Genomic DNA, 16,442 nt, shown 5'->3' on the forward strand with positions numbered 1-16,442 from the left:
TCATTTTCGATTGAGGGGGAAACTACATGGGGCTCAAGAAACGCGTGGCATCGCTACTCGGCGTCGGAGGGCTCCTGGGAGCGTCCTTCGTCGGCCTGAGCGCCCCGGCCGCCGGCGCAGCCGGTGTGTGCGACGTGTCGTACATCGTGAGCAACAAGGCCAGCGGGTACGGCCGCTTCGAGGGCGCCACCACCATGCGGGTCAGGCCGTACTCGGCATGTGGCTCCGTGGGCACCTTCGTCTCCGGTACGAAGTTCTACTACTGGTGCACCGTAGAGAACAGCTACGGCAACACCTGGATCTACGGGCGCATCGACGGCACCCAGACCAAGGGCTGGGTCTACAACTACGACGTCTCGTGGGACGGGGGCACGACAGCCGACTGCTGACGGTCGCTCATCGGGCCCCGCGAGGATACGCGGGGCCCGATCACCGCCCGAGTTCCTTCGGGATCTCACCCATCCGGAGCGGGTCCGGTGGGGTCTCCAGGGGCGGCAGTTCGGGCAGCGCGTCCCACGGGACCTGGGCCTTGCGCAGGTCCTTGCGGATGCGTTCGGCGAGTTTCTTGGTGTCCCGGCGGTTCATGACCGCTCCGACGGCGGCGCCGACCATGAAGGGCATCAGGTTCGGCAGGTCGCGGACCATGCGTTTCATGATCTGCTGGCGCAGCTCGCGCTTCATGTGGCCGTTCAGCGCGGCGCTCATGGTCGACGGCTTGGTCACGTCGATACCGCGCTCCCCGGACCAGGAGTTCAGATACGTGGTGCTGCGCTGCCGGAGGTCGCCGGGCGGACGGGCCCCGTAGACCTCGTAGAGCTCGGCGATCAGCTTCAGCTCGATCGCGGCGACGCCGGTGATCTCGGCGGCCAGTTCGGTGGGCATGGCGGGCGGCACCGGCAGCATCGCCGCGGCACCGATGCCCGCGCCGACGGTGGACGTCGCGTTGGCCGCGCCCGCCACCAGTTTGTCGGCGAGCTGTTCGGGGCCGAGGCCCGGGAACTGCCGTCGAAGCGCCTGAAGGTCCCGTACGGGGATCCGCGGGGCTATGTCGATGATCCGGTCGGCGAGGTACGCCAGACCGGCCCTGGCCCGGCTGCCGCCCTTACGGACGCCTTCCCTGGCCTTGTCCCGGATCACCGCCGCCCGTCGTTTGGCGACGGGGGCGGCTGCGGGAACGTCCGCCGGCACCGGGAGGTCAGCCCGGTCGGCCGCCGGTTCGAGCGAGGCTGATCCAGGTTCGGATGAGCCCCGCTCGTCGTCACGCGCGCCATGAGGACCGTCTGTCGGCCCTTCGTCCGCTCCCGGCTGGGGGGAGCGGCGCTTCCAGGGTGGGGTCGAGCCAGTCACGGCCGACCCCTCCTCAGTCGCAGTCGCGGCAGATCGGCTGGCCGTTCTTCTCGCGGGCCAGCTGGCTGCGGTGGTGCACCAGGAAGCAGCTCATGCAAGTGAACTCGTCCTGCTGCTTGGGCAGCACCCGGACGGCCAGCTCTTCGTTCGAGAGGTCCGCTCCGGGCAGCTCGAGGCCCTCGGCGGCCTCGAATTCGTCGACGTCCACTGCGGAAGTCGACTTGTCGTTCCTACGCGCCTTGAGTTCTTCAAGGCTGTCCGAGTCGACGTCGTCGTCGGTCTTGCGTGGGGTGTCGTAATCCGTTGCCATGTCGCGCTCTCCCCCTCTGGGTGTCTGCGGTGTCTCCAGCGCACGTAACGCGTGAGAGGCCGGACTTGTGCCCGACCTGAGGCGGAGATTTTGCCTCACATCAAGGTCTGTTACTCAATCGACACCCAACCGGACCCCTCAAGAGTGATCGGCTTGGATGGCGAAGGGGACCGTACACGGTCCTCGTGCCGCTCTTCAAAGGCACCTCATCGTGTACTTCCCGTGATCAAGACCCCCGAAAACCCGGATTTTCCCGGCTTTCCGACAGGGTGCATGATCACGGAGAGTAGATGGCCTGAAAATCGCGCTTGTGATCGATCACACACGGGGTTGACGGAGGAGCGGCCAGAAAATTCCGCGCAAAGCGAACATCCTCGTGTGTCGGCGACATGATCTCAGATGGGCAGGGTGACTCGCATCACGAGCCCACCCCCCTCACGCGGCTGGGCCGCGATGTGGCCGCCGTGTGCGCGCGCCACGGACCGCGCGATGGACAGACCGAGGCCCACACCCTTGTCGCTCCCCGTTCGCTCCGTACGCAGCCGTCTGAAGGGCTCGAAGAGGTTGTCGATCTCGTACGCCGGGACCACCGGACCCGTGTTCGAGACGACCAGCACCGCATGGCCGTGCTGCACCTCGGTGGTGACCTCGACCCAGCCGTCCTCCGGCACGTTGTAGCGCACCGCGTTCTGCACCAGGTTCAGGGCGATGCGCTCCAGCAGGACGCCGTTGCCCTGGACCACCGCGGGTTTCTGTTCCCCACGGATCACCACGCCCTTGGCCGCCGCCTCGCCGTGCACCTGGTCGACGGCCTGCTCGGCGACCTCGGCGAGGTCCACGGGTTTGCGCTCGACGATCTGGTTGTCGCTGCGGGCGAGCAGCAGCAGGCCCTCGACGAGCTGCTCGCTGCGCTCGTTGGTGGCGAGCAGCGTCTTGCCCAGCTGTTGCAGCTCCATGGGGGCGCCGGGATCGGACAGATGCACTTCCAGGAGCGTGCGGTTGATCGCGAGGGGTGTTCTCAGCTCGTGCGAGGCGTTCCCGACGAAGCGCTGCTGTGCGGTGAAGGCTCTCTGCAGCCGCTCCAGCATCTCGTCGAAGGTGTCCGCGAGTTCCTTGAGTTCGTCGTCCGGGCCGTCCAGCTCGATCCGGCGGGACAGGTCCGAGCCGGCCACCGCGCGGGCGGTGCGGGTGATCCGGCCGAGCGGGGACAGCACCCGGCCGGCCATCGCGTACCCGAAGGCGAAGGCGATGATCGCGAGGCCGAGCAGAGCCAGCAGGGAGCGGCTGAGGAGGTTGTCCAGGGCCGCCTGGCGCTGGTGGTCGATGCACTCGCTGATCGCGGCGTTGAACTGGGTCAGCGGGATGTTGCTCGCGTTGTTCACCGCGGTGCAGCTGTCGCTGGTGACCTTGATCGAATCGCCGTCGACGATCTTGAACAGCGGTTCGTTGCCCGTGTTCAGTGCCTGCGCGGCGAGCAGGTAGATGATCGACAGCAGCAGGATGCCGGCGATCAGGAACATGCCGCCGTACAGCAGCGTGAGCCTTATGCGGATGGTGGGGCGCAGCCAGGGGAACGGCGGTTCGGGCCTTCTGGGGTCCCACGTGGGCTTCGGGGGCGCCTGGGGAGGCGCGGGGGTCGTGGCCACAGTGGATCAGATCCGGTATCCGGAGCCGGGGACGGTGACGATGACCGGGGGCTCGCCGAGCTTGCGGCGCAGGGTCATCACGGTGACGCGCACGACGTTGGTGAACGGGTCCGTGTTCTCGTCCCACGCCTTCTCCAGGAGCTGCTCCGCGGAGACGACGGCGCCCTCGCTGCGGAGCAGCACCTCCAGGACGGCGAACTCCTTGGGCGCGAGCTGGACTTCCTTGCCGTCGCGGAACACCTCGCGGCGGTTCGGGTCGAGCTTGATGCCGGCGCGCTCCAGGACCGGCGGCAGCGGCACGCTGGTGCGCCGGCCGAGGGCACGCACGCGTGCCGTCAGCTCGCTGAACGCGAAGGGCTTGGGCAGATAGTCGTCGGCGCCGATCTCCAGGCCCTCGACACGGTCGCTGACGTCGCCCGACGCGGTGAGCATCAGCACGCGGGTGGGCATGCCGAGCTCGACGATCTTGCGGCAGACGTCGTCGCCGTGCACGAGCGGGAGGTCGCGGTCGAGGACGACCACGTCGTAGTCGTTGACGCCGATGCGCTCCAGGGCGGCCGCACCGTCGTACACGACGTCGACGGCCATGGCCTCCCGGCGCAGTCCGGTGGCCACCGCATCGGCGAGCAGCTGCTCGTCCTCGACGACGAGTACGCGCACGTCGCTTGTCCTTCCTCTGTCCACCCGCGTAGCGCGCCTCGGCGCACGCGGGCAGGGTCTTCGTGGCTGTGTGACCTCCATCCTGCCCTTTTCGGCCATAAGTCGGCTGTAAGGCGGCTCGGCGCAAGATGAAGGTCCGGTGTGAGGCCCGGGAATGCGGGATTTTCTCGGTGGGTTGAGGTTTCCACGGAAGGGAGCGGGGGGAGGACGGCTTTACACCCCGCGATCACGCTCTGCACGTGGCAAGCCACCTTGTGGTACGTCCAACCGCTTCCGCAGAGCGGGCGTGGGTGTCCGGCACCGTCGCCGCCCAGCCAGGGCAGCGCTGGGCACCCCATACCGCAGACGTGATCGCCCCTTCCGGACGGCACACCCCCGTGCCAAACGACCCACGACCCAGGACGAGGGGGCGCAGCATGGACGCATTCACCGCAGGACTTCTGCAGCGCATAAGGGCGACCGAGACCGACCTGACGCGGGCTCGTGACGAGGGCGACGACTTCCTCGTCGAGGTGGAACAGGCCGAGCTCGACGACCTGCGCCGCCTCGCCGCCGACCACGGTGTGGAGGTCGGCGCGACGAGCGTCTGATCAGTGCGGCCAGCAGGACAGCGGGACCCCGGCGAATCCAGCGCCGGGGTCCTGCTGCTTTTCGCCCACCAAAACAAACGGTGAGGGCCCACCAAGTCCAACTGTGCCAACGTGGACGGCCGAGAGGGAGCCGTAGGGGCGCGCCGGTGTCGAGAGCCCCACCGTGCTCGGCGCTGCGCGCCTCCGCGCGCTGGGGCTCTCGACACCGGCTTCCAGCGCCCCGAAGGCGACCGAACCAAAAGAGGTGCGCGCGACGGTGCCTGATAAACACAGGCCCACCTACGCGACACCACCCAACACCGGCCCAGCATCGCGGCACCAACTCAACACCGGCTCAACCTCCCGACCACTCACGTCAGTCGTGCCAGGCGCCGAACTCCTCCAACAGCCGCTGGAGGGGCTCGAAGACGCCCGGGGTGCCCGCGATCGCCAGATCGCGTGCGGGGCGCTCTCCGGGGCGTCCACCGGTCAGGGCGCCTGCCTCCCGGGCGATCAGGTCACCCGCCGCGAGGTCCCACGGGTTCAACCCCCGCTCGTAGTAACCGTCCAGCCGGCCCGCGGCCACGTCGCACAGGTCGACCGCCGCCGAGCCGCCCCGCCGGATGTCACGCAGCAACGGGATCAACTTCTGGGCCACGTCGGCCTGGTGGGTGCGGACCTCGGTGACGTAGTTGAAGCCGGTCGAGACCAGCGCCTGCTCCAGGGGTGCCGCCGGGCGGCAGGCGAGCCTGCGTTCGCCTTCCCACGCGCCCGTGGCCCACGCCCCGCCGCCGAGCACCGCGTGGAACGTCTCGCCGCGCATCGGGGCCGCGACGACCCCGGCGACGGTCTCGTCGTGCAGCTCGGCGGCGATGGAGACGGACCAAGTGGGCAGTCCGTACAGGTAGTTGACCGTGCCGTCGAGCGGGTCGATGACCCAGCGGACGCCGCTGGTGCCCTCGACGGAGGCGCCCTCCTCGCCCAGGAAGCCGTCGTCGGGGCGCTGTTCGGAGATCAGGTCGGTGATCAGCTTCTCGGCCGCGATGTCCATCTCGGTGACGACGTCGATCGGGCTGGACTTGGTGGCGGCGACCGCGAGGTCGGCCGGGCGGCCGTCCCGCAGCAGGGCGCCGGCCTTGTGGGCGGCTTCCTGGGCGAGTGCGAGCAGTTCCTGGTGCAGGGGGTCGGTCACGGCACTCCTCAGGCGTAGGGGCTGTCGGCGCCCGCGGCGGCGGGGCGGGGGGCGCGGGCCGGGCAGCAGCCCACCGGGCAGAGGTTGTGGCCGGCGCCGAGCGCGCCCAGGGCGCAAGGTGTGACCTGCTGCCCGCTCTCCACGGCGGCGCGCTCCAGGACCAGCTCGCGGATCGCGGCGGCGAAACGCGGGTCGGCGCCCACGGTGGCCGACCGGCGTACGGGCAGGCCCAGTTCGGCGGCCTTGGCCGTGGCCTCCGTGTCGAGGTCGTAGAGGACCTCCATGTGGTCGGAGACGAAGCCGATGGGTGCCATGACGACCGCGGGGACGCCGGCCGCGTGGCGCTCCTCCAGGTGGTCGCAGATGTCGGGCTCCAGCCATGGGATGTGGGGGGCGCCGGAGCGGGACTGGTAGACGAGCTGCCAAGGGTGGTCGACGCCGGTGCGCTCGCGGACGGCGTCGGCGACCAGCCGGGCCACGTCCAGATGCTCCTCGACGTACGCCCCGCCGTCCCCGTGGTCCTCGGCCGGGCCGGAGCTGTCCGCGGCGGCGGTCGGGATGGAGTGGGTCGAGAAGGCGAGGTGCGCGCCGTCCCGGACGTCCTCGGGGAGGTCGGCGAGGGACTCGATCACCCCGTCGATCATCGGCTCCAGGAAGCCGGGGTGGTTGAAGTAGTGGCGCAGCTTGTCGACCTCGGGGAGGTCGAGGCCCTCGGCCTCAAGGGCGGCCAGGGAGTCGGCGAGGTTCTCGCGGTACTGCCGGCAGCCCGAGTACGAGGCGTAGGCGCTGGTGGCGAGGACCAGGATGCGGCGGCGGCCGTCGGCGACCATCTCGCGCAGGGTGTCCGTGAGGTACGGCGCCCAGTTGCGGTTGCCCCAGTAGACCGGCAGGTCCAGGCCGTGGTCCGCGAAGTCCTTGCGGAGGGCGTCCAGGAGGGCGCGGTTCTGGTCGTTGATCGGGCTGACCCCGCCGAACAGGAAGTAGTGCTGGCCCACTTCCTTGAGGCGTTCCTTGGGGATGCCTCGCCCACGCGTCACGTTCTCCAGGAACGGAACCACGTCGTCCGGGCCTTCGGGGCCGCCGAACGAGAGCAGGAGGAGGGCGTCGTAGGGGGTGGCATCGAGCACGTCTGGCATGCCTCCGATCCTGCCACCCGCCACTGACAGCCGGGAAACGGCGGGGTGCCGGACGGGGGTCGAGGCGGGGATCCCGATGGGAATCCGGACGGAGATCCAGGCGCCTTACGGGCGGGTGCATCGGGGGCGACCTGCTCGTAAGCTGTATCAGCCGCGTTCGCACCTTACCGAGCCGCCACCGCATCACCACCGAGCCGCCCCTGCTCCTTTCCGACCGGAGACACCGTGCCCAGCCCCTATCGCGCCCTGTTCGCCGCACCCGGCTCCAGGGGCTTCTCCGCCGCGGGGTTCCTCGGCCGTATGCCCTTGTCGATGATGGGCATCGGCGTGGTCACGATGATCTCGCAGATCAACGGGCGCTACGGGCTCGCGGGCGCCCTGTCGGCCACCATCGCGCTGGCCGCCGCCGCGATCGGGCCGCGGATCTCGCGCTGGGTCGACCAGTACGGGCAGCGGCGGGTGCTGCGTCCGGCGACGCTCGTCGCGCTGACCGCGGCGGCCGTGTTGCTGCTCGCCGCCCGCTTCGAGTGGCCGGACTGGGTGCTCTTCGTGTCCGCGGCCGGGATCGGATCGGTGCCGAGCCTGGGCGCGATGGTCCGCGCGCGCTGGGCGGCCGTCTACCGGGGCACCCCGCAACTCCACACCGCGTACTCCCTGGAGTCCGTGGTCGACGAGGTGTGCTTCATCTTCGGGCCGATCATCTCCATCGGGCTGTCCACGGCGTGGTTCCCGGAGGCCGGTCCTCTGCTCGCCGCCTGCTTCCTGGCGGTCGGTGTCTTCTGGCTGACCTCTCAGCGCGCCACCGAGCCCGCGCCGCATCCACGCGCGCGTGGCGACAAGGGCGGTGGTTCGGCGCTGCGGGCGGCCGGTCTCCAGGTGCTGGTGGCCACCTTCGTGGCGACCGGTGCGATCTTCGGGGCGGTCGACGTGGTCACCGTCGCGTTCGCCGACGAGCAGGGCCACAAGGGCGGCGCCAGCGTGGTCCTCGCGCTGTACGCGGCGGGCTCCTGCGCGGCGGGCGTCGTCTTCGGGCTGCTGCGCTTCCAGGGAGCCCCGGAACGTCGATGGCTGCTGGGCATATGCACGATGGCCGTGAGTATGATCCCCCTCCTACTGGTCGGAAACTTGCCGCTTCTGGCCGTGGCGCTGTTCCTTGCGGGTCTGTCCATCGCACCCACGATGATCACGACGATGTCCCTCATAGAAGAGCACGTACCTCGCGCGAAGCTCACCGAGGGCATGACCTGGGTGAGCACCGGCCTGGCGGTCGGGGTCGCGCTCGGCTCCTCCGTCGCCGGCTGGGTGATAGACGCAGCCGGCGCGCGTGCCGGGTACGGGGTTCCGGTCGTCGCCGGTGCCGTCGCGGTCGCGGTCGGTTTCCTCGGGTACCGCCGGCTCAGCAGACCGGCACCGGGTCGGGGAGGCACCGTTGAGCACCACAGCGAGCGCGAAGAACGGCACGTGGCGTAACTGGGGCGGAACGGTCGCGTCGCGGCCCGCGCGGGAGGTCACGCCCGCCTCCGTCGAGGAACTGGCCGCGGCCGTACGGAGGGCCGGTGAGGACGGTCTGACGGTGAAGGCCGTCGGCAGCGGGCACTCCTTCACGTCGATCGCCGCCACGGACGGCGTGTTGATCCGCCCTCAACTGTTGACCGGCATCCGCAACATTGATCGTGATGCCTTGACGGTCACGGTCGAGGCGGGCACCCCGCTCAAGAGACTCAACATGGCTCTCGCGCGCGAGGGTCTGTCGCTCACGAACATGGGCGACATCATGGAGCAGACGGTGTCCGGGGCGACCAGCACCGGCACGCACGGCACGGGCCGCGAGTCGGCCTCGATAGCCGCCCAGATCAAGGGACTTGAGCTGGTCACGGCGGACGGCTCCGTACTCACCTGCTCCGAGAAGGAGAACCCCGAGGTCTTCGCGGCCGCCCGCATAGGCCTCGGCGCCCTGGGCGTCGTCACCGCGATCACCTTCGCCGTGGAGCCCGTCTTCCTGCTCACGGCCCGCGAGGAGCCGATGACCTTCGACGAGGTCACCGGACGCTTCGACGAACTCTGGGCCGAGAACGAGCACTTCGAGTTCTACTGGTTCCCGCACACCGCCAGCACCAACACCAAGCGCAACAACCGCAGTGCGGGCCCGGAGCAGCCGGTGGGCAAGGTGGCCGGCTGGTTCGAGGACGAGTTCGTCTCCAACGGCCTCTGGCAGGTGGCCAACATGGTCGGCCGCGCGGCGCCCGCGACCATCCCGACCATCGCCCAGATCTCCACCCGGGCCTGGTCCACGCGGACCTACACGGACATCCCTTACAAGGTCTACACATCGCCCCGCCGGGTGCGGTTCGTGGAGATGGAGTACGCCGTTCCGCGCGCGGCCCTGGTGGACACGCTGCGGGAACTCAAGGCGATGGTCGACCGTTCGGACTTCAGGATCAGCTACCCGGTGGAGGTCCGCACCGCCCCCGCGGACGACATCGCCCTGTCCACCGCCTCCGGCCGGGACAGCGCCTACATCGCCGTGCACATGTTCAAGGGCACGCCCTACCAGGCGTACTTCACCGCCGCCGAGAGCATCCTCACCGCGCACGAGGGCCGGCCGCACTGGGGCAAGGTGCACACCCGGGACGCCGAGTACTTCGCCGGGGTCTATCCGCGCTTCGGCGAGTTCACGGCGTTGCGGGATCGGCTGGATCCTGATCGCCGGTTCCAGAACGACTACTTGCGGAGGGTGCTGGGTCAGTAGCCGACGCACTCGGCGTGGGGGTCGGCGTACCGCCGCCGTCCGAAGCACTGGGCGTCGGCGTCGGACTCGACGTCGTACCACCGCTGTTGGACGGTGTGCCGTCGTCGGTCGCGCCGGACGACGCCTCCGGGGCGGCCGACGAACCGTCAGAGGAGCCGGACGGGGAATCGGCCGGACTCGGCTCGTCGTCACCGGACTTCGGGGACGACGACGTGTCGTGGCCGGTGACGGCGGCGCTGACCGTGGTGCCCTTGCCGCCGCTGAAGCTGTCGCCGGACACCAGCTCGTAGACGGTGATCCCGGTCATCGTGACCCCGAAGACGAGGGCCGCGGCGAGCACCGGGCGCTTCCAACTGCTCACCCGCGCGCGGTAGACGGTGCCCTCCGTGAACTCCCCCGGCCGCGCGGGGATCTGCTCCGCCACCTTGGAGGTGACGGTCGCCTCCCGGAGCTGTGCGCCGGTCCGGCTGAAGAAGTGCTGGAAGACGGTGCCTCCGGAGGTGGCTATCGCGCTCACGACGCCGGCGCCGAGGATCGTGCCGTAGACCCCGAAGTAGGAGGCGAGCTTGGCGGCCACCACCGCCGCCACCGCACTTCCCGCGACTTGAGGGACGCTCAGATCGATCCGCTTCTTGCTGACATCGGGCCTTGCACGCATTCCGGGACCTTGCCTCGCTTTCTCGCACTTTCTCGTACCTGATCAACTATCTGTACGACAAAGGGACGTACGGCCGAAACTAATAGTTCCGTTTCCGGCTATTGCGTGAAGTACGCCACTTTCAAGATCGCCCGAACCCCGCCCCGGGCCGCCAAGTCCCGCCCCCCACAAGAAGTTGGGCGGCGTGCCAATCCACGCACGTGGTCCAAATGGAGTACTGTTGCGAGCCCTGGGTGCGGTCTCCTGCCAGGGCGTCCGCGGCCTCAATGGACCGCCCAGAGGGGGCCAGTTGCACAGGGTGACGTAGTTGGTCACTTAGCGTTGCGAATAGGTAACCGTGCCATAACGGCGAGTCAGGGCCCGTGCCCGACACGCCGGGCAACTCGGCAAGGTTGTGGCAGGCTGCACCCGGGCAGGCCACACTCGACTAGCGGAAGCAGCGACGCACGTGACGTCGGCAGGCACCACCCGGGAGGTCCCCATGCCCGAACTGCGTGTCGTGGCCGTCTCTAACGACGGCACACGGCTGGTGCTGAAGGCTGCGGACAGCACGGAGTACACGCTTCCGATTGACGAGCGTCTGCGCGCCGCTGTACGCGGCGACCGTCCCCGCCTCGGCCAGATCGAGATCGAGGTGGAGAGCCATCTCCGCCCCCGAGACATTCAGGCACGTATACGTGCCGGCGCCTCCGCGGAGGAAGTCGCCCAACTAGCCGGTATCCCCGTCGACCGGGTGCGCCGCTTCGAGGGCCCCGTCCTCGCCGAGCGCGCCTTCATGGCCGAGCGCGCCCGGAAGACCCCCGTCCGCCGCCCCGGCGAGAACGCGGGACCCCAGCTCGGCGAGGCCGTCCAGGAGCGACTGACGCTGCGCGGTGCCGAGAAGGACACCGTCCAGTGGGACTCCTGGCGCCGCGACGACGGCACCTGGGAGGTCCTGCTGGTCTACCGGGTCGCGGGCGAACCGCACTCGGCGAGCTGGACGTACGACCCGCCCCGGCGGCTCGTCCAGGCCGTCGACGACGAGGCGCGCTCGCTGATCGGCGAGTCCGACGATCTCTCCGCCGCACCCGAGCCCAGCTTCCCGTTCGTGCCACGGATCGCCCGACTGCCCCGGGACCGCCCGCTGGACCGTGCCCTGGAGCGCCCGGAGCGTCCCGCGCTGCCGTCGCCCGAGCCGGTGGTCGAGGAGAGCGAGCGCGACTCGCTGACCAGCCTCCTGGAGGCGGTACCGAGCTTCCGCGGCGACATGGTGGTCCCCGAGCGCCCCTCGGATCCCCCGGAGGAGCCCGCCGTAGAGCCGGAAGAGGAGGAGCCCCCGGCTCCCGCGGCCTCGGCCGGTTCGGCGTACGCGGACGTCCTGATGCCCCGCTCCGTAGGAGCCCATCGCGACCGGCTCATCGGCTCCACCGACCGCCAGGCCGAGGCGGACGGCGTCCGTCCGGGCCGTAGAGCGGCAGTTCCGAGCTGGGACGAGATCGTCTTCGGGACGCGTAGGAAGAAGCAGGAGTAGCAGGACAGTTGCTCGTACGAGAGGGCCCGCAGCCGGTTCGGCTGCGGGCCCTCTCGTCATGCAGGCGCTACTGGGGATCGGGCCCCACGGCGACCGGGCGCTCCGGGTCCGCGGACCACTCCGACCAGGAGCCTACGTAGAGCGCGGCCGGGATCCCGGCGACCGCCAGGGCCAGTACCTCGTGGGCGCCCGAGACGCCGGAACCGCAGTACACGCCGACGCCCGAACCCTCCGTGGCGCCAAGGGACTTGAAGCGGGCGGCCAGTTGCTCCGCCGGGAGGAAGCGGCCGTCCGGGCCCACGTTCTCGTTGGTCGGGGCGGACAGGGTGCCGGGGATGTGGCCGCCGACGCGGTCGATCGGTTCCACCTCTCCCCGGTAACGCTCCCCCGCGCGGGCGTCGAACAGGACGCCGGTGCGGGCGAGTGCGGCGGCTCCGTCCGCGTCCAGGAGTTCCACGGCGCCCGGTTCCGGGGTGAAATCGCCCTCGGCCGGTGTCGGGGCTGCCGTCTCCACAGACCCCTCCCAGGAGGGAAGCCCGCCGTCGAGGACCCGCACGTCCGGGTGACCCGTCCAGCGCAGCAGCCACCACGCGCGTGCCGCTGCCCAGCCCTGGCCGCCGTCGTACACAACGACCGGCCGGCCGGCCGACACGCCCGCGTGGCGCATCGCGGCGCCGAAGCGCGCGGTGTCGGGCAGGGGGTGCCGGCCGTGGGCTCCGGGGGCCGAGGCGAGTTCCTGATCGAGGTCTACGTAGACGGCGCTTGGGATGTGCCCGGCCGCGTACTCGGCGCGGCCGTCGAAGGGCGGCTCACCTGCGGCCTTCGCGACACTGAGCTGCCAGCGGACGTCGAGCAGGACCGGCGGGTTCGTCCCGGCCAGATCGCTCGCCAGTTCGGATGCGGAGATGATGGCGTTCATGACCACCATCCTTGCGCAAGGGGTGGCCGTCACGTCCAGGGCCGACTAATCTGCTCGGCCGGACAGCCTCGATCACGAGGCGTACGGGAACGAGCACATGCTGTACAGCCGATGGACACCCCTCGGCAATCATCCGGAAACGGACGAGTGGCCGCAGATCGGTCATCCTCTCCATGTGAGCCGCCCGCCGACGGCGCGGCCGGGGCGCGGTGCGTCACGGGGGGTGCGAGCATCGGCACGGGGCGTGCACGCGGCTGCGGCACGCGGATCCGCGGAAGCGGAAGCGACACGGCCACCGCGAGGGGCCTAGGAGAAGGTGACGATGACCGAGGCACGGGGGTCGGCCGGCCTGAACGGCGACACGCACACTCGGCGTACGCAGGGCGCGCCCTGCTGGGTGAGTCTGATGGTGCACGGGATGGCCGCGACTCAGGAGTTCTACGGAGAGCTGTTCGGCTGGGAGTTCCAGCCCGGTCCGCAGCAGCTCGGCCCCTACGCGCGGGCCCTGCTCGACGGGCAGGAGGTGGCCGGCATCGGGCAGCTGCCGCCCGACCGGCATCTGCCCATCGCGTGGACGCCGTATCTCGCCTCGGACGACGTCGACCAGACGGCCGAGACGGTACGGATGTGCGGCGGCACGGTCGGGGTGGGTCCCCTGGACGCGGCCGAGGCCGGCCGGCTGGCGATCGGCTCCGACCCGTCGGGGGCGGTGTTCGGCATCTGGCAGGCCTCCGACCACCTCGGCACGATCCTCACCGGCGTCCCCGGCACACCCGCCTGGAACGAACTGCTGACCTCCGAGACCGCGAGCGTCGCCAAGTTCTACGAGGCGGTCTTCGGCTACGAGGAAGTCCCGGTGGTCTCCGCCGACTTCGACTACGTCACCCTGCACCTGGACGGCCACCCGGTCGCCGGCATCCACGGTGTCGGCACCGCCCTGCCCCGCGACCGGGGCCCGCACTGGATGACGTACTTCGAGGTCGCCGACACGGACGAGGCACTCCGCCGCGTCACGGACCTGGGCGGCCACACCCTCAAGCCGCCCCACGACAGCCCCCACGGGCGCGTGGCGACGGTGGCCGACCCCGAGGGCGCGATGTTCTCGGTGATCGAGGGGCCGCGCTAGGCCGACGTCATCGGCAGTACGTCCGGTGACAGGGCCGCCGCCCGAGCCGTAGCCGCTGTCATGCGGCGGCGGTGGTGGCGGCGGCACAGGACCTCGTAGCCGACCGCTTCCGCCTGGTTGACGTCGCCCACGACGACCTGGGCGCCCTCGACGACCATCTCGCCGCCTATCGTGCGGGCGTTGTGGGTGGCGCGGGCGCCGCACCAGCACAGGGCCTCCACCTGGAGGACCTCCACGCGGTCGGCGAGTTCGACCAGGCGCTGGGAGCCGGGGAAGAGCTTGGAGCGGAAGTCGGTCGTGATGCCGAAGGCGTAGACGTCGAGGCTCAGGTCGTCGACCACGCGCGCGAGTTGGTCGATCTGCACCGGCGCCAGGAACTGTGCCTCGTCGGCGATGACGTAGTCCGCGCGGCCGCCCTGGGAGAGGTGGTCGACGACGTACGCGTAGAGGTCCCGCTCGTCCTCGACCTCCACCGCGTCGGTGACCAGGCCGAGGCGTGAGGAAAGCTTTCCCTCGCCCGCGCGGTCGTCCCGGGTGAAGATCATCCCCGCCAGTCCGCGCGCGGAGCGGTTGTGCTCGATCTGGAGCGCCAGGGTCGACTTCCCGCAGTCCATCGTTCCGGAGAAGAACACCAGCTCGGGCATGGGAAGTTGAGCACCTTTCGGCAAGACGGAGGACGGAGGGACTTCAGGAGCGTACTTCGAGCAGGGGGACCAGCTGCTCGGCAGGGGTCATCGAACCGTGGTTGCCGACCATCGCCGACTCCTTCGGCTCCCGCTCGGACGCGATGATCAGGACGTCGTCCCGGGCCGCCGCGATCACGTCGCCGAGGCGGTCGTACACCCGCTCGTCGATGTGCGGGCCGAACCAGCCCGCCGCGATCGCCTCGTCCCGCGAGGCCACCCAGAACTGCTCGCCGAGTACCTCGCGCCAGCAGGTCAGTACGTCGTTCTCGGCGCCCCGCACCGCGTAGACGTGGCGGGCGCGGCCCTCGCCGCCGAGGAGGGCGACGCCGGCCCGCAGCTCCCAGTCCGCGTCGAAATCGATGCGGTGCTCCTCGTCGAAGGGCACGTCGATCATGCCGTGGTCGGCGGTGACGTACAGCGCGCTGCGCGGCGGGAGTTGCTCGGCCAGGCGCTGGACGAGCCGGTCGACGTACATGAGTTGGCCGCGCCAGGTGTCGGAGGCGATGCCGTGGCGGTGGCCGGCGCCGTCGAGTTCGGCATAGTACGTGTACACCAAGGAGCGGTCCCCGGCGGCGAGTTGCTCGGCCGCGAGGTCCATGCGCTCCTCGCCGGTGAGCCGTCCGTGGAACGTCCCGCCGCTGAGCGCGACCTTCGTCAGCGGGGTGTTCTGGAAGGTGGGCGAGGAGACCTGCGCGGCGTGCACGCCCGCGTCGTGGGCCAGTTGGAAGATCGTGGGGTACGGCTGCCAGACCCCCGGCTTGGTCCACGGCTGCCAGCGCAGCTGGTTCATCAGCTCGCCGGTGGCCGGGTTGCGCACGGTGTAGCCGGGCAGGCCGTGGGCGCCGGGCGGCAGGCCGGTGCCGACGGAGGCGAGGGAGGTCGCGGTGGTCGCCGGGTAGCCGGCGGTGAGCGGACGTCCGGTGCCGCCGCGCGAACTGCCGAGGAGCGCGTGCAGGTACGGGGCCTCGTCGGCGTGGTCCTTGATCTGCTCCCAGCCGAGGCCGTCGATCAGGAAGACGCAGTTGCGGTCGGCCGGGGTCAGCTCCGGGATCGCCGCGGTCGTACCGGGTACGCCCATGCCCGCGGCCAGCGTGGGCAGCAGGTCGGCGAGGGAGCCGGAGCCGTACTCGGGAACGGGTGCGGACTCGACGGCGAGGGGTTCGGGGTGGTCCCAGGTGGCGGAATCAGGAGGGGTGGACGCGGAGCGCCCTCGATCATGGGCGGCGGGGGGAGACGGGTGGGACATCAGCGGGGGACGTCCGCGGTCGCCTCGGAGAGGGCCTGCGCGAAGGCGAGGGTCTGCTGCACGGTCTCCGGGCCGTCGCCGGCCTCGCTGACGCGCAGACTCAGATCGTCCGCCGTCGAGTTGCCCGTGTAGCCGTGGTCCGCCTCGCAGTTGGGGTCGCCGCAGGCGGCCGGCTCCAGGTCGATCCGGGCGACGGCACCCCAGCCGATGGTCAGCACGACCTCGCGGGGCAGCGTGCCCGGCGTGTACGACTCCGGGTTGGCGACCACGCGGCTGAGCACCACGGACGAGATCCGGCCGAGCTTCACGGACTCCGTGGACGTCGTCGCGTACGGCGTCGGGGAGGTGCTGTCGGCGGCCTGCTCGTCGGTGTGGCTGACGATGAAACGGTTGCCGGTGAGGACGAGCACGGTCACGTGCCGGCGCACCTCGTTCTGGTCGAACGTGGTCTCCTGGTGGACCAGGAACGACCGGATCGGCTCGCCGCCCACGGCGGCCTCCACCGCCTCGGCCACGAGGGCCGGGTAGTAGCCGCTGCGCTCGATCGCCGCACGCAGCCCCTGGGTCGTCGTACTGGTCTTGGCCATGACGTCCATCCTACGGTGGCGCACTGACTGCGAGGCACCGCCGAGCACTGTCTTGTCACAGCCGTCTCAGTACACGGGACCGGTACGAGGGGACGCGTGAC

At 70.3% G+C, this 16,442-nt stretch carries 17 protein-coding genes; 6 read left to right on the forward strand and 11 right to left on the reverse strand.

What is annotated here, in order from left to right; genetic code table 11:
- Positions 1 to 26 precede the first annotated feature (26 nt).
- Entirely contained in the window at positions 27 to 389 is a 363-nt protein-coding gene (locus OG504_RS15260; RefSeq protein ID WP_405990335.1) for a hypothetical protein, read from the forward strand.
- 40 nt (positions 390 to 429) lie between these two features.
- On the opposite strand, the gene OG504_RS15265 is transcribed toward OG504_RS15260, so the two are convergent.
- The 4 genes from OG504_RS15265 to OG504_RS15280 form a co-directional block, all read right to left on the reverse strand.
- Positions 430 to 1,347 carry a hypothetical protein gene (locus OG504_RS15265; RefSeq protein WP_405990336.1) on the reverse strand — a complete coding sequence of 306 codons (918 nt, stop codon included), beginning with the start codon at positions 1,345 to 1,347 and terminating at the stop codon, positions 430 to 432.
- A gap of 13 nt (positions 1,348 to 1,360) precedes the next feature.
- Positions 1,361 to 1,657 carry a DUF4193 domain-containing protein gene (locus OG504_RS15270; protein ID WP_005481602.1) on the reverse strand — a complete coding sequence of 99 codons (297 nt, stop codon included), beginning with the start codon at positions 1,655 to 1,657 and terminating at the stop codon, positions 1,361 to 1,363.
- A 395-nt stretch (positions 1,658 to 2,052) separates the two neighbouring features.
- The gene (locus OG504_RS15275; protein ID WP_405990337.1) at positions 2,053 to 3,303 is read right to left on the reverse strand and encodes a sensor histidine kinase; all 1,251 of its coding nucleotides are present in this window, start codon (positions 3,301 to 3,303) and stop codon (positions 2,053 to 2,055) included.
- Positions 3,304 to 3,309: 6 nt separating this feature from the next.
- The gene (locus tag OG504_RS15280; protein WP_010983842.1) at positions 3,310 to 3,963 is read right to left on the reverse strand and encodes a response regulator transcription factor; all 654 of its coding nucleotides are present in this window, start codon (positions 3,961 to 3,963) and stop codon (positions 3,310 to 3,312) included.
- Between the two features lie 416 nt (positions 3,964 to 4,379).
- Between OG504_RS15280 and OG504_RS15285 the strand changes: the two genes are divergently transcribed.
- On the forward strand, positions 4,380 to 4,553 hold the full coding sequence (locus OG504_RS15285) for a hypothetical protein (protein WP_019061061.1): 174 nt from the start codon (positions 4,380 to 4,382) through the stop codon (positions 4,551 to 4,553).
- Between the two features lie 355 nt (positions 4,554 to 4,908).
- Here OG504_RS15285 and OG504_RS15290 read toward each other — a convergent pair whose 3' ends face one another.
- Together OG504_RS15290 and OG504_RS15295 are read right to left on the reverse strand one after the other, a co-directional pair.
- Positions 4,909 to 5,724: an inositol monophosphatase family protein gene (locus tag OG504_RS15290; protein ID WP_405990338.1), complete on the reverse strand. Its 816-nt coding sequence runs from the start codon at positions 5,722 to 5,724 to the stop codon at positions 4,909 to 4,911.
- 8 nt (positions 5,725 to 5,732) lie between these two features.
- Entirely contained in the window at positions 5,733 to 6,860 is a 1,128-nt protein-coding gene (locus OG504_RS15295; RefSeq protein ID WP_405990339.1) for a ferrochelatase, read from the reverse strand.
- A gap of 225 nt (positions 6,861 to 7,085) precedes the next feature.
- On the opposite strand from OG504_RS15295, the gene OG504_RS15300 reads away from it, so the two are divergent.
- Together OG504_RS15300 and OG504_RS15305 are read left to right on the forward strand one after the other, a co-directional pair.
- Positions 7,086 to 8,330, forward strand: a complete 1,245-nt coding sequence (locus OG504_RS15300) for an MFS transporter (protein WP_405990340.1) — start codon at positions 7,086 to 7,088, stop codon at positions 8,328 to 8,330.
- A complete protein-coding gene (locus tag OG504_RS15305) occupies positions 8,290 to 9,609 on the forward strand; it encodes a D-arabinono-1,4-lactone oxidase (RefSeq protein WP_405990341.1) in 1,320 nt (439 codons plus the stop codon). Before OG504_RS15300 ends, OG504_RS15305 begins: the two co-directional genes overlap by 41 nt.
- Here the strand turns inward: OG504_RS15305 and OG504_RS15310 are convergent.
- Positions 9,533 to 10,267, reverse strand: coding sequence for a hypothetical protein (locus OG504_RS15310; protein WP_405990342.1), 735 nt, complete (start codon positions 10,265 to 10,267; stop codon positions 9,533 to 9,535). The genes OG504_RS15305 and OG504_RS15310 overlap by 77 nt on opposite strands.
- A gap of 481 nt (positions 10,268 to 10,748) precedes the next feature.
- On the opposite strand from OG504_RS15310, the gene sepH reads away from it, so the two are divergent.
- Complete coding sequence (sepH, locus tag OG504_RS15315; protein ID WP_405990343.1) at positions 10,749 to 11,777, forward strand: septation protein SepH; 1,029 nt, start codon at positions 10,749 to 10,751, stop codon at positions 11,775 to 11,777.
- A gap of 67 nt (positions 11,778 to 11,844) precedes the next feature.
- Here sepH and OG504_RS15320 read toward each other — a convergent pair whose 3' ends face one another.
- Positions 11,845 to 12,696, reverse strand: coding sequence for a sulfurtransferase (locus OG504_RS15320; RefSeq protein ID WP_405990344.1), 852 nt, complete (start codon positions 12,694 to 12,696; stop codon positions 11,845 to 11,847).
- A gap of 322 nt (positions 12,697 to 13,018) precedes the next feature.
- Here OG504_RS15320 and OG504_RS15325 point away from each other — a divergent pair, with 322 nt between their 5' ends.
- The gene (locus OG504_RS15325; protein WP_033283966.1) at positions 13,019 to 13,822 is read left to right on the forward strand and encodes a VOC family protein; all 804 of its coding nucleotides are present in this window, start codon (positions 13,019 to 13,021) and stop codon (positions 13,820 to 13,822) included.
- Here the strand turns inward: OG504_RS15325 and OG504_RS15330 are convergent.
- Genes OG504_RS15330 through OG504_RS15340 form a run of 3 tightly spaced genes read right to left on the reverse strand, consistent with a single transcriptional unit; the run spans position 13,819 to position 16,350 of the window.
- The gene (locus tag OG504_RS15330; protein WP_405990345.1) at positions 13,819 to 14,466 is read right to left on the reverse strand and encodes a thymidine kinase; all 648 of its coding nucleotides are present in this window, start codon (positions 14,464 to 14,466) and stop codon (positions 13,819 to 13,821) included. The genes OG504_RS15325 and OG504_RS15330 overlap by 4 nt on opposite strands.
- A 43-nt stretch (positions 14,467 to 14,509) precedes the next feature.
- Positions 14,510 to 15,754, reverse strand: a complete 1,245-nt coding sequence (locus OG504_RS15335; protein WP_405990346.1) for an alkaline phosphatase family protein — start codon at positions 15,752 to 15,754, stop codon at positions 14,510 to 14,512.
- Positions 15,754 to 16,350 (reverse strand): DUF5998 family protein, encoded by a 597-nt coding sequence (locus OG504_RS15340; RefSeq protein ID WP_366436387.1) that lies wholly within the window; start codon positions 16,348 to 16,350, stop codon positions 15,754 to 15,756. Before OG504_RS15340 ends, OG504_RS15335 begins: the two co-directional genes overlap by 1 nt.
- Positions 16,351 to 16,442 lie beyond the last annotated feature (92 nt).

It is taken from the genome of Streptomyces sp. NBC_00986, assembly GCF_045162565.1.
Classification (GTDB): Bacteria; Actinomycetota; Actinomycetes; order Streptomycetales; family Streptomycetaceae; genus Streptomyces.